This window comes from Halopseudomonas yangmingensis (genome assembly GCF_900114825.1).
Classification (GTDB): Bacteria; Pseudomonadota; Gammaproteobacteria; order Pseudomonadales; family Pseudomonadaceae; genus Halopseudomonas; species Halopseudomonas yangmingensis.
In genome coordinates this window covers 280,902-301,885 of record NZ_FOUI01000002.1, presented here as the reverse complement: position 1 = coordinate 301,885, position 20,984 = coordinate 280,902, and the positions used below count along the sequence as shown (strand labels likewise).

The window sequence follows — 20,984 nt, the reverse complement described above, 5'->3', positions numbered from 1 at the left end:
ACCCGAGTGTGCCGGCAGCCTGCGGGTGCCGGCATCAGGCCGAGAGGATTGCTGCACGGCAGCTTGCGCTGCCGATGCGAATGAGAGGTTGAGAAAATGGCTGACCGTTTGAGCAACGATTTCCAGTTCATCGATGTGGGCCGGCAGGAGCCGAAGAAGCGCCCGCTGCGCCAGCGCAAGACCCAGTATGTGGAGATCCAGGAGAACTTCCGGCCCCAGGAGGCCTCGACCCAGGCGCACCGTTGTCTGGAGTGCGGCAACCCCTATTGCGAATGGAAGTGTCCGGTACACAACTATATTCCCAACTGGCTGAAGCTGGTGTCCGAGGGCAACATCCTTGAGGCGGCCGAGCTGTGCCACAAGACCAATACCCTGCCGGAGGTGTGCGGTCGGGTATGCCCGCAGGATCGCCTGTGCGAGGGTGCCTGTACCCTGAATGACGGTTTTGGCGCGGTCACCATCGGCTCGGTGGAGAAGTACATCACCGATACCGCCTTTGCCATGGGCTGGCGCCCGGACCTGTCCGACGTCAAGCCGACCGGGCGCAAGGTGGCGATTATCGGTGCCGGCCCGGCGGGTCTGGGCTGCGCCGACGTACTCACGCGGGCCGGGGTCAAGGCGGTGGTGTTTGACCGCAATCCGGAAATTGGTGGCTTGCTGACCTTTGGTATTCCTGAGTTCAAGCTGGAAAAGCCGGTGTTGTCACGGCGTCGCGAAATCTTCCAGGGCATGGGGATCGAGTTTCGGCTGAACACCGAGATCGGCCGCGATGTCAGCATGCAGCAGTTGCTGGAAGAGTACGATGCGGTGTTCATGGGCATGGGTACCTACACTTACATGAAGGGCGGTTTCCCCGGTGAGGATCTGCCGGGTGTACATGATGCGCTGGATTTCCTGATTGCCAACGTCAACCGCAATCTGGGTTTCGAGAAGTCCGCCGAGGACTTTATCGACATGCAGGGCAAGCGTGTGGTGGTGCTGGGCGGTGGTGATACGGCGATGGACTGCAATCGCACCTCGATCCGCCAGACGGCGGCGTCGGTTACCTGCGCCTACCGGCGTGACGAGGAAAACATGCCGGGTTCACGCAAGGAAGTGAAGAATGCCCGCGAGGAAGGGGTGAAGTTCCTGTTCAACCGTCAGCCGATTGCCATCGTAGGCGACGGCCGGGTAGAGGGTGTCAAGGTGGTGGAAACCCGCCTGGGCGAGCCGGATGCCAATGGCCGTCGCAGCCCCGAGCCGATTCCCGGCTCCGAAGAGGTGCTGCCGGCTGATGCGGTGATCATTGCCTTCGGCTTCCGTCCCAGCCCGGCGCCCTGGTTTACCGAGCATGCGATCAACACCGACAGTCAGGGTCGGGTGGTAGCGCCCGAACAGGCCCGCTATCGTTTCCAGACCAGCAACCCCAAGGTGTTTGCCGGTGGCGACATGGTGCGCGGTTCGGATCTGGTGGTGACCGCAATCTGGGAAGGCCGTCAGGCGGCTGAGGGCATTCTGGATTATCTGGACGTCTGACGGGCGCACGGGCTGTCATATCTGTATGGGGGCGCGCTGCGCCCCTTTGCCGCACCGGGCCTGATCTTTCCCAGTAAATGTCGGTACAATGCCCGCTGATTCTGCAAACGGATACCAGCCCCATGACCGAACTGAAAAATGATCGCTTCCTGCGCGCCCTGCTGCGTCAACCCGTGGATGTCACGCCGGTATGGATGATGCGCCAGGCCGGACGCTATCTGCCGGAGTACCGCGCCAGCCGTGCTCGTGCTGGCGACTTCATGGGGCTGTGCATGAACCCCGAGATGGCCTGTGAAGTAACCCTGCAGCCGCTGGAGCGCTATCCGCTGGATGCCGCCATCCTGTTTTCCGACATCCTTACCATACCCGATGCCATGGGCCTGGGCCTGTACTTCGAGACCGGCGAAGGTCCGCGGTTTCGCAAGCGGATTGATACGCTGGCGGATATTCAGGCCCTGCCAATCCCTGACCCACAACAGGACCTTGGCTATGTGATGGATGCCGTGCGTACCATCCGCCGCGAGCTGAATGGCCGGGTGCCGCTGATCGGCTTCTCCGGCAGCCCCTGGACCCTGGCGACCTACATGGTCGAGGGTGGCTCCTCCAAGGATTTCCGCAAGAGCAAGGCCATGCTCTACAACGATCCGCAGGCCATGCACCTGCTGTTGGATAAGCTGGCTGACGCGGTTATCGCCTATCTGAACGGGCAGATTCTGGCCGGCGCCCAGGCCGTGCAGATCTTCGATACCTGGGGCGGCAACCTGTCGGCGGATGCCTACCAGAAGTTCTCGCTGGCCTATATGCGCAAGATTGTTGCCGGGCTGATTCGCGAGCATGAGGGTCGCAAGATTCCGGTGATCCTGTTCACCAAGAACGGTGGCCTGTGGCTGGAAAGCATGGCTGACACCGGTGCCGATGCACTGGGCCTGGACTGGACCATCGATATCGGTGTGGCGCGCTCGCGGGTTGGCAGTAAAGTCGCGCTGCAGGGCAATATGGACCCCAGCGTGCTGTATGCCAGCCCGCAGTCGATCCGCGAGGAAGTGGCGCGGATTCTAGCTAGCTATGGCAAAGGCAATGGTCATGTATTCAACCTCGGGCATGGTATTACCCCTGAGGTTGATCCGGCGCATGCTGGCGCCTTTATCGAGGCCGTACACGAATTGTCAGCGGTTTATCACGATCCCTCGGCGGTAGCCCTGTAACGGGCGCCGTCGCATTCAAGGAGAGAAACATGCGTCGCGTGGTGTTCAATCAGAAGGGCGGTGTCGGCAAGTCCAGCATCGCCTGCAATCTGGCCGCTGTCAGTGCCGCCGCCGGTTACAAGACGCTGGTGATCGATCTGGACCCGCAGGCCAACTCCAGCCATTACCTGATGGGTGAGCGACTGGCCGATGTGCCGTTGAGCATTGCCGATTTCTTCAGTGAAACCCTGTCGGCCAGCCTGTTCAGCCGCAAGGCCGAGTCCTATGTCAGCGAGACGCCCTTCGAGAACCTCTGGCTGATGTCAGCCAGTCCGGAACTGGCGGAACTCCAGCACAAGCTGGAGTCGCGCTACAAGATCCAGAAGCTGCGCAAGCTGCTGAAGGAACTCAAGGGCAGCTACGAGCGGATCTATATCGATACCGCGCCGGCCTTCAACTTCTACACTATATCCGCGCTGATCGCAGCCGATCGCTGCCTGATCCCCTTCGACTGTGACGCCTTCTCGCGCCAGGCACTGTATGGCCTGCTGCGTGAGCTGGAAGACATTCGCGAGGAACACAACGAGGATCTGCAGGTTGAGGGCATCGTGGTCAACCAGTTCCAACCGCGTGCAACCCTGCCGCAGCAGATGATTGACGAACTGGTCGCCGAGGGGCTGCCGGTGTTGCCGGTACATCTGGCCAGCTCGGTGCGCATGCGCGAGTCGCATCAGGTCAACACGCCGCTGATTTTTCTCGATGGCCGGCACAAGCTGACCCAGCAATTCATTGCCTTGCATGACCACCTTGAGGGGCGCGACAGCGACCAATGAAAAACGGGCCCGCGGGCCCGTTTTGTTGTTCAGTGCTAACTCTCAGCGGGCCACCAGCACATCACAGGGTGGCTGGCGCAGCAGCTCCAGCGCCAGACTGCCGAGCAGTGCCTCGCCAATGCCGCTGCGGCCATGGCTGCCCAGGGCAATAAAGTCCGGGCGCTGTTGTTTTACCTCTTCCAGCAGCGACGCCAGTACGCCACCCTCGGCCAGCGTAAGTCCGATTTCCGGCTTGGTGATGCCCTGCATTTCCAGCGTTTCCAGCTCGTCCTTGATCAGGTATTCCAGGGTCGCTCGCTGTTCCACCGCGTAGCTGCTGCGAGCCCGCTGGCCACCAAGGCGGGTGCTCAGCGGCGGATTACAGATATGCACGGCCTGCAACTTGCCACCATCGACCAGCATCGAAGCCATGCGCAGGGCGGCGCTGCCGCAGGCGGAAAAATCAAGTGCAAGAACACCCTGACGGTAATCATTGGCCTGACGGGCCACCAGTAATACCGGTACAGCGGCGAGGCGGCTGACCCGCTCCAGCGTGGTGCCGACAAACAGCTCAGGGGTGCTCTGGTGATGCTGGCCGAGAACGATCAGCTGCACATCCTCTTCTGCGGCGGTGCGCAGAATGCACTCGGTGATATGACCGGACTCGACCAGTATGCGCACTGACAAATCGGCGGTCTGTGGGCAGCGGGCTATTTGCTCCTCGACCTGGCTGCGCGCTTCCTTGCACAGGCGATCCTGGGCAACCAGCGGCATGGAGCTGTCCACCGCATGCACGACCAGCAGATCAGCATGCAGACGTTTGGCAACCTGGCAGGCACGTTGCAAGGCCAGATCGGCTTCAGGACTGAGATCGGTGGCCATCAAAATGGTTGGCATGCGGCGGAACTCCATGGGGGCAGAAGGAATTTATCTGACCAAGAGTATGGCAACTCCCCGAGACAGTCACCCTATAGCGAGACAAAATGTCGCTGATTGACCCCGGCATGCCAGTTGGGCATGCTGCTGCGACATGTAAACCCTGTAAACAACAAGGAAGCCGCCATGAAGCTGGAAACCCTCGCCATCCACGCCGGATACTCGCCGGATCCGACCACCAAGGCGGTCGCTGTCCCCATCTACCAGACCACCTCCTACGCCTTTGACAACACCCAGCATGGCGCCGACCTGTTCGACCTGAAGGTGCCGGGCAACATCTATTCGCGGATCATGAACCCGACCAATGATGTGCTGGAACAGCGCATGGCTGCCCTTGAGGGCGGTGTTGGCGCGTTGGCGGTGGCCTCGGGCATGGCGGCGATCACCTATGCGATACAGACCCTTGCCGAGGTGGGTGACAATATCGTCTCGGTGGCCAAGCTGTATGGCGGAACCTACAACCTGTTTGCCCATACCCTGCCACGTCAGGGCATCGAGGTGCGCTTTGCCGCGCATGATGATATCGCCGCGCTGGAGGCGCTGATTGACGAGCGCACCAAGGCGGTATTCTGCGAATCGATCGGCAACCCGTCCGGTAACATTATTGATCTGGCCGCGCTCGCCGAGGCGGCGCACCGGCATGGCGTGCCGCTGATCGTCGACAATACCGTGGCCACCCCGGTGCTGTGCCGGCCCTTCGAGCATGGCGCGGATATCGTGGTGCATTCGCTGACCAAGTATATCGGCGGGCATGGCACCACCATTGGTGGCATCGTTGTGGATAGCGGACGCTTCCCCTGGGCAGACAATGCCAAGCGCTTCCCGCTGCTGAACACCCCGGATCCGTCCTACCACGGCGTCACCTATACCGAGGCCTTCGGTCCGGCGGCCTTTATCGGTCGTTGCCGGGTGGTGCCGCTGCGTAACATGGGCGCGGCACTTTCACCGCTGAACGCCTTCCAGATTCTGATGGGACTGGAAACCCTGGCGTTGCGTATGGAGCGCCATTGCCAGAACGCCATGCGCGTGGCCGAGTACCTGCAAGGGCATCCACAGGTCGCCTGGGTGCAGTTTGCCGGCCTGCCGGATCATCCCGAGCATGCCCTGGCGCAGCGCTACATGGGCGGGGTGCCGGCATCAATCCTGTCGTTCGGCATCAAGGGCGGGCAGGAGGCGGGTGCGCGCTTTATTGACGCGCTGAAGCTGATCGTGCGGCTGGTGAATATCGGCGATGCGAAGTCGCTGGCCTGCCACCCGGCGACCACCACCCATCGCCAGCTGAATGACGAGGAACTGGCCAGGGCCGGGGTGCCGCGTGACATGGTGCGCCTGTCGATCGGGATTGAGCATATCGATGACATTCTGGCGGATCTGCAGCAGGCGCTGGAGGCGTCGCGCTGAAACGTCCGTGCAACGCCCGCTGAAACCCGCTTGCCCCCCCGGGGGGCGAGCGGGTTTTCAGTTATTCGGGAAACAGCGGCCAGATCAGCGGGATAACCAGGGTGGCAGTAGCCCACATGATCAGGTTGAGCGGCACGCCGATGCGCAGGAAGTCGCTGAAGCGGTAGCCGCCAGCGCTGTAGACGAAGGTGTTGGTCTGGTAGCCGATCGGCGTGGCGAAGCTGGCACTGGCAGCGAACATTACCGCAATGACGAAGGGACGGGGGTCGGCGCCCAGCTGCTGGGCCACGCCGATGGCAATCGGCGTCAGCAGTACGGCCACCGCATTGTTGCTGACCAGCTCGGTCAGTAACGAGGTCAGCAGGTAAATGAACGACAGCATGAACAGTGGTCCGAGCAGCGGCGACAGCCCCATGACCTGGCCGACGATGCCACTGACCAGACCCACCTTGTTCATCGCAATGCTGAAGGCCAGCATGCCGAAAATAATGGTCAGAATGCGCCAGTCGATCGCCTTGTAGGCATCTTCCACATCCAGGCAGCCGGTGGCGATCACTACTGCCGCCGCTATCATTGCCAGCCCTTCGATCGGCATTACGCCAAGCGCCGCCAGCGCCATCACCGCCACGATGGAGACAATCGCGATCGGCGCCTTGTCGCGCCGGTAGGCGCGCTCCTGCACGGTGTTCAGGCTGATCAGCTCGCCATTGTCGGCAAATTTCTTGATCTGCGCCGGAGTGCCCTCGACCAGCATCACATCACCGAACTGCAACTGGAACTCGTCGAGGTTGTCCTGGATGTTCTCGTTGTGGCGGTGGATCGCCAGCACATGGATGCCGTAGCGCGCGGTCAGGTTAAGGTCGCGCAGCGGGCGGTGACTGTAACGCGAGTTGCGTCCGACTATCGCCTCTGCCAGCACCACGTCGCGGGTGGAAATGGTCTCGAAGTCGCCGGTCTGTTCGCGGTTGAAGGCGAGCAGGCCGTTCTGGCGGATTTCCACGAAATCGCGCATGTTGGCATGCAGTACCAGTCGGTCCCCGGCGCTGAGCACGGTAGTGTTGACCGGTGTCGACAGCTCTTCGTCACCGCGGAAGATCTTGAGTACCTGAATGCCGCTTTTGCCATTCAGGTTGGCCTGGGCAATCGTCTGGCCGATCACTGCCGAATCATGTGGCACCAGCAGTTCGGTCATAAAGGTACGGCTCTGGTCAGGGCGCAGCTGTTTTGACAGGCTTTCGCGGTCAGGCAGCAGACGCTGGCCAAACAGCAGGATAAAGGCCAGGCCAATGCCGGCCATAATCAGGCCCGGTAGTGTAATTTCGAACATGCTGAATGGCGCCATTCCATTGGCCCGTGCCACGCCGTCGACCAGAATGTTGGTCGAGGTGCCGATCATGGTCATGGTGCCGCCGAGGATGGTGGCGTAGGACAGCGGGATCAGCATTTTCGATGGCTTGCTGCCAACCCGGGTAGCCAGGGCAATGGCGACCGGTGTCAGAATCGCTACGACCGGGGTGTTGTTGATAAAGGTCGACAGCAGCATGGCGGTCAGCATCAGGCTGAACAGGGTGCGCCAGCTACTTCCGCCGCCAGCGCGGCCGACCAGATTGCCCAGCGATTCCACACAACCGGTGCGCTCCAGTGCAGCGGACAGGATAAACAGGCAGGCAATGGTGATCGGAGCGCTGTTGGACAGCACGCCGAGGACTTCGGCAGGAGTCAGCAACTGGCTGACCAGCAGCACGGCTACGGCGATACCAACCACGACATCGGGGCTGAAGCGTTCCCGGGCGAAGGCGTAAAACACCCAGCAGAGCAGGGCGGCAACGCCGAACATGGGCAAGGAGTCCCAGCTCATAGGTAACCTGAATCTCGTGTGAGGTATCGGCTCCGCGCTGCGGAACCCGTCTGGGGCGTCACATTAATGCTGGGCGTTAGTATTGTCCAAGTCAAAAAAATGATTCTGATATAGCTAAATTGCATAAAAAGCCGGTTTATCGCCTGCGCTGCATCGGCTTGGGGCAGTCTGTGTTATGGGCTTGTATCAAGGCATTTAATGTAGCCTGCGGGCGCTTGACCCTCTTGCCACCGGCAATTTAGTGTCCAAACGGTCGTATGAATTCCAGGTGGCAGGTATGGTCCGTGCCACCCTTTCGGAGAGCTGAAGAAAATGCCTGAATACAAAGCACCCTTGCGCGACATGCGCTTCGTCATGGATGAGGTTTTTGACTTCGCCGCGGGCTACCAGGCCCTGGGTCTGCAGGATGTCGAACCTGACCTGGTGAATGCCATTCTGGAAGAGGGCGCCAAGTTTGCCGGTGAGGTACTGGCTCCGCTGAATCGCATCGGAGACGAGGAAGGCTGCCATATCGAAAATGGTGTGGTGACTACGCCCAAAGGGTTCAAGGAAGCCTATCAGCAGTATGTCGAGAATGGCTGGGGCTCGATCACTGGCCCCACCGAGTATGGCGGCCAGGGTCTGCCGGCCTCACTGGGACTGGTCATCAGTGAAATGGTGGCTTCTGCCAACTATGCCTGGAGCATGTATCCGGGGCTGTCGCACGGTTGTGCCGCAGCGATTCGTGCGCATGGCACCCAGGCACAAAAGGATCTGTACCTGAGCAAGCTGACCCCTGGCGACTGGACCGGCACCATGTGCCTGACCGAGCCGCATTGCGGCACCGATCTGGGCCTGATCAAGACCCGTGCCGTGCCCGAGGCTGATGGCACCTACAGGATCACCGGTACCAAGATCTTCATTTCCTGCGGCGAACACGATATGGCCGAGAACATCGTCCATCTGGTACTGGCCAAGCTGCCTGATGCGCCGGCCGGCACCAAGGGTATCTCGCTGTTCATCGTGCCCAAGTTCCTGCCGGACGCCAACGGTGAGGTCGGTGAGCGCAACAGCCTGGCCTGTGGTTCGATCGAGCACAAGATGGGTATCAAGGGCTCGGCGACCTGTGTGATGAACTTCGAGGGCGCTACCGGCTTCCTGATCGGCGAGATCAACAAGGGCCTGAACTGCATGTTCACCATGATGAATCATGCCCGTCTGGGTACCGGTATGCAGGGTCTCTGCCATGGCGAGGCGTCCTACCAGAGCGCCGTGGCCTATGCCCGTGATCGCCTGCAGATGCGCGCCCTGAGTGGCCCGGCATTCCCCGACAAGCCGGCAGACCCGATCATCGTTCATCCGGACGTGCGGCGCATGCTGCTGACCATGAAGGCCTTCAATGAGGGTAACCGTGCGCTGTCCTATTACACCGCACAGCTGCTGGACAAGGCGCATTACTCCAGTGACGAGGCGGAGCGGGCTGATGCCGAAAACCAGCTGGCCTTCCTCACGCCGATCTGCAAGGCATTTATGACCGAAACCGGCCTTGAGGTGACCAGTCACGGCGTGCAGGTGTTCGGCGGCCATGGTTTCATTCGGGAGTGGGGCCAGGAACAGCAGATGCGTGACTGCCGTATCGCCCTGTTGTATGAAGGCACCAACGGTATCCAGGCACTGGACCTGCTGGGTCGCAAGGTGCTGGGTAGCCAGGGCAAGATGCTGATGGCCTTTACCAGGCAGGTTCACCAGTTCTGCAAGGCCAATGAGGCGCATCCGACCCTTGGCGGCTATGTGAAGAAGCTGGCTCAGCTGAACGGCCAGTGGGGCGAGCTGACCACCAAGATCGGCATGAAGGCCATGCAGAACCGCGATGAAGTTGGCGCTGCGTCGGTCGACTACCTGATGTTCTCCGGTTATGTGACCCTGGCCTTCTTCTGGCTGAAGATGGCCCTGGTTGCCCAGCAGCAACTGGATGCGGGTACCAGCGAGGCGGACTTCTACCAGACCAAACTGGCGACCCAGGAGTTCTACTTCAAGCGTCTGCTGCCGCGCGCCCAGGCGCACGTCGAGGCACTGGAAGCGGGCGCCGACTGTCTGATGCAGCTGACCGCCGAGCAGTTCTGAGCCTGATGAAAGAAACGGAAGCCCCGGCCACTTGTGGTCGGGGTTTTTTATTGATCACCAGGCAGGCTGCTCTTGGCTGATAGCGGAAATGGATAAAATGTGACTGAAAATAAAGAAAAAGTCATATAGGGACGCTATCGGCGTAAATGTTTGCAAGGTACAATTCTGGCAGTTTCCCGGTATGGTCCGGGTACGATTTTGCTAGAGGAGCCCCCCATGGCTGACTACAAAGCCCCCCTGCGTGATATCCGTTTTGTCCTCAATGAAGTGTTCGAAGCCGACAAGTTGTGGCAGAGCCTGCCCGGCCTGAACGGTGCGATCGATGCCGAGACCGCCGATGCCATGCTGGAAGAGGCAGGCAAAATCACCGCGCAGACCATCGCTCCGCTGAACCGTAGCGGTGACGAGGAGGGTGCCCAGTGGAAGGACGGTGTGGTGACTACTCCGAGTGGTTTCAAGGAGGCTTTCCGTACCTATGCCGAGGGTGGCTGGGTAGGTTTTGCTGGTAATCCTGAGTTTGGTGGGCTGGGTATGCCCAAGACGCTTGGCGTGCAGGTCGAGGAAATGGTCTATGGCGCCAATAACAGCTTCGCCCTGTATCCGGCACTGACCGCCGGCTGCTGCCTGGCACTGGACGCGCATGGCAGCGAGGAGCTGAAGCAGGCCTATCTGCCGAACCTGTATGGCGGCACCTGGGCTGGCACCATGTGCCTGACCGAGCCGCATGCCGGTACTGATCTCGGTATTATCCGCACCAAGGCCGAGCCACAGGCTGACGGCAGCTATTTGATCACCGGTACCAAGATCTTCATCACCGGTGGCGAGCATGACCTGACCGAGAACATCATCCACCTGGTACTGGCCAAGTTGCCTGATGCGCCGGCCGGTCCCAAGGGGATTTCGCTGTTCCTGGTGCCCAAGTTCATGGTCAATGCCGATGGCAGCCTCGGTGAGCGCAACAGCCTTGCCTGTGGGTCGATCGAGCACAAGATGGGTATCAAGGGTTCGGCCACCTGCGTGATGAACTTTGACGGTGCTCGTGGCTTTCTGATCGGCGAGATCAACAAGGGCCTGAACGCCATGTTCACCATGATGAACTACGAGCGCCTGTCGATCGGTATTCAGGGCATCGGCTGTGCCGAGGCCTCCTACCAGAGCGCTGTGGCCTATGCCCGTGATCGCATCCAGAGCCGCGCACCGACTGGTGCCCAGCAGCCGGAAAAGGCCGCTGACCCGATCATCGTGCACCCGGATGTTCGGCGCATGCTGCTGACCATCAAGGCGCTGACCGAAGGCAGCCGCGCCTTCTCCACCTACGTTGGTTCGCAGCTGGATATCAGCAAGTACAGCGATGATGCCGAAGTGCGCCGCAAGGGTGAGGATCTGGTCGCGTTGCTGACGCCGGTGGCCAAGGCGTTCTTCACCGATCTGGGGCTGGAAAGCTGTGTGCACGGCCAGCAGGTATTCGGTGGTCATGGTTATATTCGCGAGTGGGGCCAGGAGCAACTGGTGCGCGATGTCCGCATTGCACAAATCTACGAGGGCACCAACGGCATTCAGGCGCTGGACCTGATGGGGCGCAAGACAGTTGCCAACAAGGGCGCCTTCTTCCGTGTGTTTGCCGACGAGATCAAGGGCTTTATTGCGGCCAATGGTGACCAGGCGCTGGCCGAGTTTGTGCAACCGCTGGCGGCGGCGCTGGAAAACCTTGAGCAGCTCACCGAGCTGGTGATCGAGCGCAGCCAGAGCAACCCCAACGAAGTGGGTGCCGCTTCGGTGGAATACCTGCACGTGTTTGGTTATACCGCCTACGCCTATATGTGGGCGCGCATGGCCAAGGCGGCACTGGCGAAACTGGACCAGGACAGCGATGGCTTCTATCAGGCCAAACTGAGCACTGGCCGTTTCTTCATCAAGCGTCTGTTGCCGCGCATTCACTCGCTGAGCGAGTCGGTGCGTGCCGGCAGCGAACCGTTGTTCGAACTGGCTGCCGAGCAGTTCTGAGCCGGACAAGCAGCGTCCGTGCCGGATTGTCTGGCACAGGCGCTGTCTTTGTAAGCAAATGCTTACAAGTGCTGGTGGCAATGGCCTATTTGCCCGGAGTGTCGCGCTGGATACTATGTGTTTCGCAGGGAGCACGCAGGAAGCACGCATAGCAACAGGGATTATGGACAGTGTCTGGAGACGCGCCATTAGGGATGATCAGGACAATATTCTGCAAAGCCTCGCTTCGGCGGGGTTTTTTGTTGTCTGCAGAAATGTCCGGTTGCTTTCCGAGCTGGACGTGTGCCGGCTACGGCGCTAGTGTCAAAGACGCTTAAGCCCAGAGTCCCCCGCTGCTGAAGCCGCTACCTGTCGGCAACAGCCGGCATTGCCAAGGTCGTTGCGATGCTGCACATCCGTGCCCTGTCCAAGCAGTACCTGACCCCCGAAGGCCCCCTGACGGTCATCCACGATCTGGATCTGGACCTGACGGCCGGCAGCAGTCTGGCCCTGATGGGCGAATCCGGTAGCGGCAAGAGCACTCTGCTGCACCTGATTGCCGGCCTTGATCAGGCCGACGGCGGCAGCATACAGCTGGCCGGCGACAGGCTGCCAGCTGCCCCGGAGGCGGCGCGTGCGGTCTGGCGGCGCGAGCGTCTGGGGCTGGTATTCCAGCAGTTCAATCTGATTCCGGCGCTGGATGTGGCCGCCAACCTGGACTTCCAGGCGCGCCTCAATGGTCGCCACGACCCGCAATGGTCGGCCCGACTGGTCGATCGCCTGGGCCTTGGCAGCCTGCTGCAGCGCTATCCCGAGCAGCTGTCCGGTGGTCAGCAGCAGCGGGTCGCCATTGGACGCGCACTGGCGTCGCGCCCGCCATTGATTCTGGCGGATGAGCCGACCGGCAGTCTTGATCAACAGAATGCCGATGAGGTGATGGCGCTGTTGCTGGAGCTGGTGGCGGACAGCGGCAGCAGCCTGCTGATGGTGACCCATAGCCAGCGCCAGGCTGCGCGTCTGGACGCCTGTCGCCAGCTGGTGCGCGGGCAATTGCTGTGATGGGTCGCTTTTGGCTGTGCTGGCGGGCGCTGCTGGCCCATTGGCGCCGTCATCCACTGCAGGCGGCCTGCCTGTTGCTTGGCCTGTGGCTGGCCACCGCGCTGTGGAGCGGCGTGCAGGCGCTGAATACCCAGGCGCGTGACAGTTACCAGCGTGCCGCGGAGCTGTTTGGTAGCGCTCAGCAGAGCCTGCTGGTCGCCGAAGGCAGCGGTCTGATCAACCAGGATATCTATGTGCAACTGCGCCGGGCGGGTTGGCCGGTATCACCGTTGCTGCAGGGAACCCTGTTGTTTGACGGCCCGACCGGACCGCAGCGTCTGCAGGTGGTCGGCATTGACCCGCTGACGCTGCCCAGCGAGGGGGCACTGGCGCAGGTGGTGGAAGAAACCGCTGAGTTAGAGCTCTTTCTGCTGGATCAGGGGCAGAGCTGGATTGCCGCCGACAGTCTGGCCGAGCTGGGCTGGCAGCAGGGCCAGCGCCCGCAGGCGGTGAATGCCCGGCCGCTCCCAGCCTTGCAGGTCAGGGCGGCGGTGCCACCCGGCACGCTGGTGATGGACATAGGTCAGGCCCAGCAGTTGCTGGACTTGCCCGGCCAGCTCAGCGAATTGCTGGTGGAGCAGGGCTTTGCCGCGCAACAGCCGGCGCTGCCACAGGGAATCAATCTGCTGTGGCAGCAACGCGAGGAAGCCGAGCTGGCTCGCCTGACCGACAGCTTTCATCTGAACCTGACCGCTTTGGGATTGCTGGCCTTTGTCGTCGGACTCTTTATCGTGCATGCCGCTGCCGGGCTGGCGGTGCAGCAGCGGCGCAGCATGCTGCAGGGCTTGCGCAGTTGCGGGGTGTCGTTGCGGCTGCTGGCTGTGCTGTTGCTGGCGGAATTGCTGCTGCTCGCCCTGCTGGCCGGAAGCCTGGGCTTGCTCAGCGGCCGATTGCTGGCCGGCTGGCTGCTGGCAGATCTGGCCGGCAGCTTGCGCGGGCTGTATGGCACCGCGGTGGCCGCCCGTTTGCAGCTGTCCTGGCACTGGTGGCTGAGCGGGCTGGGGATGGCGCTGCTGGGTAGTCTGTTGGCCGGCGCTGCGAGTTTCTGGCAGGGTTTGCGCCTGCCGGTATTGCAGTGGGCGCGGCCGCAGGCCTGGCGTGCCGCGCAGCGCCGGCTGCTGCGTTGGCAGGCGCTGACTGGCCTGCTGCTGGTGGGGCTGGGTGGTTGCCTCTGGTGGTTGGGTGATGGTCTGGCCAGCGGTTTGCTGTTGCTTGCCTGCGTGTTGCTGGGCGCCGCCTTGCTGCTGCCACCCTGGCTGGCCGGTCTACTCGGCCTGGCCCGGCGCCTGTCGCGGCGCCCGTTGGTACGCTGGTTCTGGGCCGACAGCCAGCAGCAGCTGGGTGGTCTGGGGCTGGCACTGATGGCCTTGCTGCTGACCCTGGCTGCGAATACCGGGGTCGGCAGCATGACCAGTGGCTTTCGTCTGACCTTCGAGGGCTGGCTGCAGCAGCGGCTGGCCGCCGATGTGTATCTGCGTGCCGATTCGCCTGAGCAGGCCACGGCGATTGAGCAGTGGCTGTTGAGCCAGCCCGAGGTATCCGCCGTGTTGCCCAGCTGGCAGCGGCAGGCACAGTTGCAGGGTTGGCCGGTGGAACTCAGCGGTATTCTTGAGCATCCGCTGTATGCCGATAGCTGGCCACTGTTGCAGGCCGACGAGGATGTCTGGCCGCGATTGGCGGCGGCTGAGGGTGTGTTGCTCAGTGAGCAGTTGCTGCGTCGCTTGCAGCTGTCGGTGGGCGACAGTCTGACCCTGGACATGCTGCCGGCTCGCCCGAGCCTTAAGGTGCTGGGCAGCTACGCGGATTATGGCAACCCGCGTGGTCAGGTGCTGATGGATTCCGGCCTGCTGCGCCAGGCCTGGCCGCAGTTGCCGCCGCGAAGCTTTGCGGTTCTGCTGGAGCACGGTGATCCGGCCCTGTTGGTTGAGCGGATTCGTCAGGCGCTGGGGCTGCCGGGTAATCAGGCGATTGACCAGCGCAGTCTGCAGCAATGGTCGAGCCGGGTATTCGAGCAGACCTTTGCCGCCACCAGCGCACTCAACCGGCTGGTACTGCTGGTGGCGGTGCTGGGGCTGTTTGGCAGCCTGCTGACACTGGCCGACAGCCGGCTGCTGCAACTCGCTCCGCTCTGGGCGGTCGGACTCAGCGCCAGGCGGCTGGCGTGGCTGAGTCTGCTGCAAATGTTGTCGCTGGCCTGCCTCACCTTGCTGCTGGCAATCCCGCTGGGCCTGCTGTTGGCCTGGCTGCTGGTGGATGTGGTGAATGTCCAGGCCTTTGGCTGGCGGTTGCCCTGGCACTGGTTCCCGCTGCAATGGCTGCAACTGGCCGGGCTGGCCATGCTGGCCGTGACCTTGGCCTGCCTGTGGCCACTCTGGCGCTTGCGCTCCCGCGGGCCGATGAGCATGCTCAGGCGGTTTGTCCATGAATAGAGTCCTCTGCCTGTTGTGCGCTGCGCTATGGCTGTACGGCTGCGATGATCAGCCGCCGGCGGCTGGTCAGGGATTTGCCGGACTTGGCAGCCACGCCGAAAACTTTGCGGAAGTAACGCCGGGTACGCCGCTGAGTTTTCCGGCGGATCACGGCGCACATCCGGCACATCGCATCGAGTGGTGGTATTTGACGGCCAACTTGAAGGATAAGCAGGGGCGCGACTGGGGCGTGCAATGGACACTGTTCCGCCAGGCCCTGCGGCCGGAGCAGACCAGCGAGCAGGTGACTGGCTGGCAAAGCCCGCAACTCTGGTTGGGGCACGCGGCAGTCACCCGGGAAGATGCGCACCGGCATGCCGAGCGTCTGGCGCGCGGCGGCATAGGGCAGGCCGGCGCAGAGGCCGACCCACTGCGGGTCTGGATCGACGACTGGCAGTTGCACAGCGAAGGCGGGCCGCAACTGGATGCGCTGCAGTTGCGTGCCAGCGGTGACGGTTTTGCCTACCGGCTGCAACTGCGCAGTGACCGGCCACTGGTGCTGCACGGCGAGCGGGGTTTTAGCCGCAAGTCGGATCAGGGGCAGGCGTCCTGGTACTACAGCCAGCCGTTTTTTCAGGTGAGTGGCGAGCTGGAATGGGATGGCCAAACCTATCAGGTCAACGGCACCGGCTGGCTCGATCGTGAATGGAGCAGCCAGCCACTGGCTGCGGACCAGCAAGGCTGGGACTGGTTTTCGCTGAGTCTGGCCAGCGGCGAGCGGGTGATGCTGTTCAGACTGCGCAGCCGGACCGCAGCAGACTATTTCTCAGGCAGCTGGATTGATGCAGAGGGGCAGCTAACCGCGCTGCAGCCCTCACAGATCAACATGCGTCCGCTAGGTCAGACGCGGGTGGCGGGGAGGCGTTTGCCCACCGAATGGCAATTGCAGGTGCCATCACAGGGGCTGGATGTGCGGGTAGAGGCGCTCAACCCGCAGGCCTGGATGGGGACCGGCATTCCTTACTGGGAGGGGCCGATACGAATAGGTGGCAGCCATACCGGCATGGGCTATCTGGAGATGACCGGTTACTGATCGTTCTGTACTGACTGTCCGTCAACCAGTTCGATATGCCGGTCGCAGAGGCGTATCTGACCCTGTTTCAGCAGGCCGCCAATGGCGCGCTTGAAGGCGCCCTTGCTGCAGCCGAACAGTTCGGCAATCGTTTGCGGGTCGCTGTGATCGCCCATTGGCAGTGTGCCGCCGCGGTTCTGCAGTTCATTCAGAATGGCCGATTGCAAGGCATCGGCACCGGCCTTGCCGGGTGCCTGCAGGGTCAGGTTCAGCTTGCCGTCCGGACGCACCTCACGGATAAAGCCTGACAGGCGCATGCCGAGGCGTACCGGGCGAAACAGCTCGTTGCGGTGCAGCAAACCGGCATGGCGGTTGTCGATAATCGCCTTGAAACCCAGGTCGGTGCGTTCTGCCAGCAGGAACTCCACCGCCTCACCAACCCGGTAGCGCGGCGGGCTCTGGTCCAGGTGGCGGTCCAGCTTGGTGGTTGCGGTAATGCGTCGGCTGGCGTTGTCCAGATACAGATACACCGTACACCAGTCACCCGGCTGCAACGGCTTGCGCATTTGACCATGGGGCAACAGCACATCCTTGGGCAGGCCCCAGTCGAGGAAGGCGCCCACCGGGTTGACGTCGGTCACCTTCAGGCTGGCGAATTCACCGACCTGGGCGCGCGGTCTGAGGGTGGTGGCGATAGGCCGGTCCTCGCTGTCCAGATACAGAAACACGCGCAGGCTGTCCCCGGGCTGCAGGTCGTCCTGTTTCGGTATATAGCGTTTCGGCAAGAGTATCTCGCCCAGCTCCCCGCCCTGCAGATACAGGCCGAAGTCGGTGTGTTTGCTGATAACAAGGGTGTTGTAACGGCCGATCTCAGCCATGCGTTAATCCTGCGGAAAATCATCAAGGTGCCGGGCGCGAAAGCGCGCGGCAGTGTACCGCCAGTGTACCTGATTGCCTCGAGCAGCTGGGCTGCGTGGCTGGATCAGCGTGCGACCGGAGGGAGTGGTGGGCCCAGCAGGGTGCAGGCGGGGTTTTGCAAAGCATTGCTTTGCGCCGCCGTAACGACCGAAATCTGTGATTTCGGGCTGGATTAGTCCCATGAGGACCAGTACGACCGGAGGGAGTGGTGGGCCCAGCAGGACTTGAACCTGCGACCAATCGATTATGAGTTTGCACGCAACGCTGCAAGCCCAGCAAAATCAAGGATAGCCAACCGTAATGCAGATAAACGAAAAGTACTTTTGTGACAATAGGTTAGCGTAATTTTGCGAAGGTGGTCAGAACGGATGAGTGTACCGCTGCTGTACTGATTGGGTTCAGTACAGCAGTGGTATATCTCCTCATGTCTAATGGGCTGCTGGCAGCCCCAATTTGTCAAAGAATGCTCTGTTACGCTCTCTTGCTGCGTGTACAATTTGATCAAAGCTGAGCACTTCAATGTAGGCATGGGAAGGTTCGTTGTAACCGAAATAACCCATGCCGTCAGAGGTAATCCGTAGATTTGCCCGCCGACAACGACGTCGCATTGATTCAGTGAGATCACATAAGACATAGCAATAACCAGGAATATCAGTATTCCTTGGGATAGGGCGGCCTGTTCTTGTGGTGACTTTTCCTTCTCGTATTCTCTCCAGATAACTAAGTGCTTGATCGATTGGATCTTTATCCTCACCTTCACGCATATCGTTACGCATTGGGCGCTTTATCTCGATCACAGTAATTGCCGCAAGAGGAAAACTTGCCTTATCGTTAACGAGAAGTGGATTATCGAATACACGCAGACTAAGTAAATCGGGCTCTTTGTTTGAGTCATTATCAGTAATCGGCATGGCACGCAGCGTCTTATCCGAGGCTAAGTAATTGTGAAATGCCAAGCGCTCATCGATCAGCCATAGGTTGCTAGAGTCGAGGAAAATTTCTGTGGAATCCTTTCGCATTGGCATAATAAGTTCGTGAATCATATCTTCGCGAGCATACTTTCCATCTTCCAGACGCTCTATGGATTTTTGTAGTAGATCAATAATTACCTTGCGATGTGAAACGTAATTTGCGAGGTCTGATTTTTTAAGGTCCTCTGCTTTGCGTAGATATTCACTCAGCCGTTCTTTGTATTCTTCGACATGCTCCTCATACTGAGGCTGCATGATGTCATGGCCTTCGCTCACTAATTGTCGCTCCACCTCATACCACTGTGCATGTAGGTGTAGTTCAAGCTCCTTGTCCGACTTTTCTGGGTCAACAATCAGTAGCTCTTCCGAAACGTAGTTGGCAATGGGGCGGTAGCGAGGTGCGTGATTGTTAATAAAATCGTCTACTCTTTTGCGACCAGCTGAGACATTTTCCGCGAGTACATCTTGTAGATATTCTTTAGTGCGTTCTAACACTGCATCGCGAATATCCTTGAAGCTGACTTCGTTGAGCATGTCCTCAACGTCTTCGGCAATATCAAAGGAGGTACGTTCGCTTCGCACGTGCTCGTTTAGATAATCAGAAGATACGTAGCAGGTGTAGGTGAACTCGCCGGAAGCGTCTGAAATTCTACCGTACAGGCCAGGGAGCTTACCTTGAATAGACTCTTCTTTGACCAGCCGGTTAGCCGCACAGAGAGCTAACTGATGCTTTTTATTTACTGATGCACGAAACTTAATGTGGGTCAGGTCGAAGGAATAATCGCGGATTGAAATCGTTTCGAGAAACGCACTGGCGTGCATATGCTCTTCGAGCAAGTGGTCAAGGTCGAACACGTCACCTGCATCTTCAACCAGAATCTTGGGTGCGCTGCCTTGACGAACAAAGTACCAGAGCACATGTTCAAGCAATTGATTGGCGATGGACTGCCCTTTGGTGGGAACCTGTTTTCTAAAGTTCTCATCAAACCCTACTAGCTTGATGAGGGTCCCCGACTGCTGTTCGGTAGCCGCCACAACCTTTTCACCATGGACGCCCAGTTTATCGTCAAAGCAGAATACGCGTTTTTTTAGTTCACCATCACCATCGCGGAAGTGGCTCTCCACTTCTACCAGATCAAATACCTTCAGCCACATCAAGCGGCCAACCCCTCGGCAGCCTTTGCTTATTTTATGGTCGGAATCCAGCGTTTCAAATGACTTAAAGTTTGTTTCATCAAAACCACAGCCATTATCGGTGATGGTGAAACCGATGATCGGCGGTAGAGCTTTGGCATCTAAATCCAGGCCCCCTTGGGTCGCTCGATTGATGCGCAGAACAATCTTTCCATTATCGGCATTGCCCTTTTCTTCGATTGAGTGAATTGAGTTTACCACCGCCTCAAAAACGGGCATCAGGCCGTGGCTTTTGGGCAAAGAGGTGTTTCGTAATCGGCCTTTGAGGTTGGTTTGTAAACTCATACTCCCTCCTTAGAGCTCGCCTTTAAAGGCGGAATCGAGAATTGATGCTTTCAGGCTTTGAAGATGGTTAATTTTATTTCTCAGTGCATCTAGCAACTTCTGGCTAAGTTGATATTTCTCATCTAAAGCCTCGACGATTATTTTTTGTTCGTCAGCATTAGGAAGTGGCAACATGAACCTCCCTAGGCTTTTGGCAGACAAGTTTGGCTGCGCTGCGCCGTTGTTATAGTAAGAGATAAATTTTTGGCAGAGACTACTTCTTAAGTACCTATAGATGTATTCAGCTGACACATGTTCTTTTGGCCTGATAATCACCAGTGATGAAGCAATTACGCCTTCATTAATGTCTTTTGAAATCGCTACCTTTCCTAATGAGCCTCTTAAGCAAAACAAGATATCTCCAATTTTTATTCGGCCACTTCTTAGCAAGTCATAACGCTCAGGCGTGATGTAATTGAGCCCTTTATGATCTATATATCTTTCCCCAAGATTACCGGCACTAACTACAGGAATACCTTCAGCTACGAATGCTGATTTAGATGGGTAGTTTTTACCTCGATCTCCGTTTTCGAAAATGCAAATATCGGACAGTGAAACCCAGCCAGCTTTAGCTGATAAAGACTCGATATCAGCATCTGATGGGAAAACCTTATTAAGCTCACTCGCATACAACGCATCAGCCAGTGTGACGCTTTCCTGCAAATGCTCGATGGCGGTATCGATGCGGGTGATTAGTGCATCGAGTTTTTCGACGATACTTTTTTGTTCTTCGATGCTTGGTATCGGTATTGGAGTCTTCTTAAGATTACCATCAGTAATCGCGGGGTATGAAGCGCCACCAACATAGGGCTCAATTTGGGCTTGAACAAAATCTGTTGTGACAAAATAAAACAAATAGTCAGGTAAAACCTTTTCGTTAGCTCTAAGTACACAGAAACCTGTCGAAGCCACTGGTGAGCTATATTCTTCCCGAATCAACGCTATGTTTTTCAAGTTTGGTCGTGTCGTCGCAAATATCACGTCCTTTAGCTGTACATGCTTTTTCGCCCGTGATGGAGCATCTTTTCCTAGAATTTTCTTTGGATCTATAACTGAAAATCGATCACGATCTACTGATGATATATCAATGTACGTCCACAGCTGATCTGCGTGTTTTAACGGGTTCAAGTTTTCCGTTTTAACAACAACATCTGCTAACACTTGCCACTCCCACCCATCCGGCAATGAATATAAAACCTGTTCCATG

14 protein-coding genes are annotated in these 20,984 nt (G+C 59.1%); 9 read left to right on the top strand and 5 right to left on the bottom strand.

What is annotated here, in order from left to right; translation table 11 throughout:
• The first annotated feature begins 96 nt into the window (after positions 1-96).
• The 3 genes from BMZ23_RS03585 to BMZ23_RS03575 all read left to right on the top strand — a co-directional run bounded on the left by BMZ23_RS03585 (position 97) and on the right by BMZ23_RS03575 (position 3,532).
• Positions 97-1,515 (top strand): FAD-dependent oxidoreductase, encoded by a 1,419-nt coding sequence (locus BMZ23_RS03585; RefSeq protein WP_093472821.1) that lies wholly within the window; start codon positions 97-99, stop codon positions 1,513-1,515.
• 122 nt (positions 1,516-1,637) lie between these two features.
• Positions 1,638-2,720 (top strand): uroporphyrinogen decarboxylase, encoded by a 1,083-nt coding sequence (hemE, locus tag BMZ23_RS03580; protein ID WP_093472818.1) that lies wholly within the window; start codon positions 1,638-1,640, stop codon positions 2,718-2,720.
• Between the two features lie 29 nt (positions 2,721-2,749).
• Positions 2,750-3,532, top strand: coding sequence for a ParA family protein (locus tag BMZ23_RS03575; RefSeq protein ID WP_093472815.1), 783 nt, complete (start codon positions 2,750-2,752; stop codon positions 3,530-3,532).
• A 42-nt stretch (positions 3,533-3,574) separates the two neighbouring features.
• Here BMZ23_RS03575 and BMZ23_RS03570 read toward each other — a convergent pair whose 3' ends face one another.
• Positions 3,575-4,408, bottom strand: coding sequence for a universal stress protein (locus BMZ23_RS03570; protein ID WP_177197209.1), 834 nt, complete (start codon positions 4,406-4,408; stop codon positions 3,575-3,577).
• Positions 4,409-4,573: 165 nt separating this feature from the next.
• On the opposite strand from BMZ23_RS03570, the gene BMZ23_RS03565 reads away from it, so the two are divergent.
• Entirely contained in the window at positions 4,574-5,848 is a 1,275-nt protein-coding gene (locus BMZ23_RS03565) for a bifunctional O-acetylhomoserine aminocarboxypropyltransferase/cysteine synthase (protein WP_093472810.1), read from the top strand.
• A 61-nt stretch (positions 5,849-5,909) separates the two neighbouring features.
• Here BMZ23_RS03565 and BMZ23_RS03560 read toward each other — a convergent pair whose 3' ends face one another.
• Entirely contained in the window at positions 5,910-7,706 is a 1,797-nt protein-coding gene (locus BMZ23_RS03560) for an SLC13 family permease (protein WP_093472807.1), read from the bottom strand.
• Positions 7,707-8,018: 312 nt separating this feature from the next.
• Here BMZ23_RS03560 and BMZ23_RS03555 point away from each other — a divergent pair, with 312 nt between their 5' ends.
• The 5 genes from BMZ23_RS03555 (at position 8,019) to BMZ23_RS03535 (ending at position 16,391) form a co-directional block, all read left to right on the top strand.
• Positions 8,019-9,809 carry an acyl-CoA dehydrogenase C-terminal domain-containing protein gene (locus BMZ23_RS03555; protein WP_093472804.1) on the top strand — a complete coding sequence of 597 codons (1,791 nt, stop codon included), beginning with the start codon at positions 8,019-8,021 and terminating at the stop codon, positions 9,807-9,809.
• A gap of 216 nt (positions 9,810-10,025) precedes the next feature.
• Positions 10,026-11,813 (top strand): acyl-CoA dehydrogenase C-terminal domain-containing protein, encoded by a 1,788-nt coding sequence (locus tag BMZ23_RS03550; RefSeq protein WP_093472801.1) that lies wholly within the window; start codon positions 10,026-10,028, stop codon positions 11,811-11,813.
• A 384-nt stretch (positions 11,814-12,197) separates the two neighbouring features.
• Entirely contained in the window at positions 12,198-12,851 is a 654-nt protein-coding gene (locus BMZ23_RS03545) for an ABC transporter ATP-binding protein (RefSeq protein ID WP_093472798.1), read from the top strand.
• Entirely contained in the window at positions 12,851-15,319 is a 2,469-nt protein-coding gene (locus tag BMZ23_RS03540) for an FtsX-like permease family protein (RefSeq protein ID WP_093472795.1), read from the top strand. The genes BMZ23_RS03545 and BMZ23_RS03540 overlap by 1 nt, the downstream gene beginning before the upstream one ends.
• Positions 15,312-16,391, top strand: a complete 1,080-nt coding sequence (locus BMZ23_RS03535) for a lipocalin-like domain-containing protein (protein ID WP_093472792.1) — start codon at positions 15,312-15,314, stop codon at positions 16,389-16,391. Before BMZ23_RS03540 ends, BMZ23_RS03535 begins: the two co-directional genes overlap by 8 nt.
• Here the strand turns inward: BMZ23_RS03535 and BMZ23_RS03530 are convergent.
• The 3 genes from BMZ23_RS03530 to BMZ23_RS03515 form a co-directional block, all read right to left on the bottom strand.
• A complete protein-coding gene (locus BMZ23_RS03530; protein ID WP_093472789.1) occupies positions 16,385-17,248 on the bottom strand; it encodes a CvfB family protein in 864 nt (287 codons plus the stop codon). The two genes, BMZ23_RS03535 and BMZ23_RS03530, sit on opposite strands and share 7 nt — an antisense overlap.
• A gap of 468 nt (positions 17,249-17,716) precedes the next feature.
• Positions 17,717-19,738 carry an ATP-binding protein gene (locus BMZ23_RS14955; RefSeq protein ID WP_093472787.1) on the bottom strand — a complete coding sequence of 674 codons (2,022 nt, stop codon included), beginning with the start codon at positions 19,736-19,738 and terminating at the stop codon, positions 17,717-17,719.
• 9 nt (positions 19,739-19,747) lie between these two features.
• Positions 19,748-20,983 carry a restriction endonuclease subunit S gene (locus BMZ23_RS03515; protein WP_093472785.1) on the bottom strand — a complete coding sequence of 412 codons (1,236 nt, stop codon included), beginning with the start codon at positions 20,981-20,983 and terminating at the stop codon, positions 19,748-19,750.
• Position 20,984: the final 1 nt, after the last annotated feature.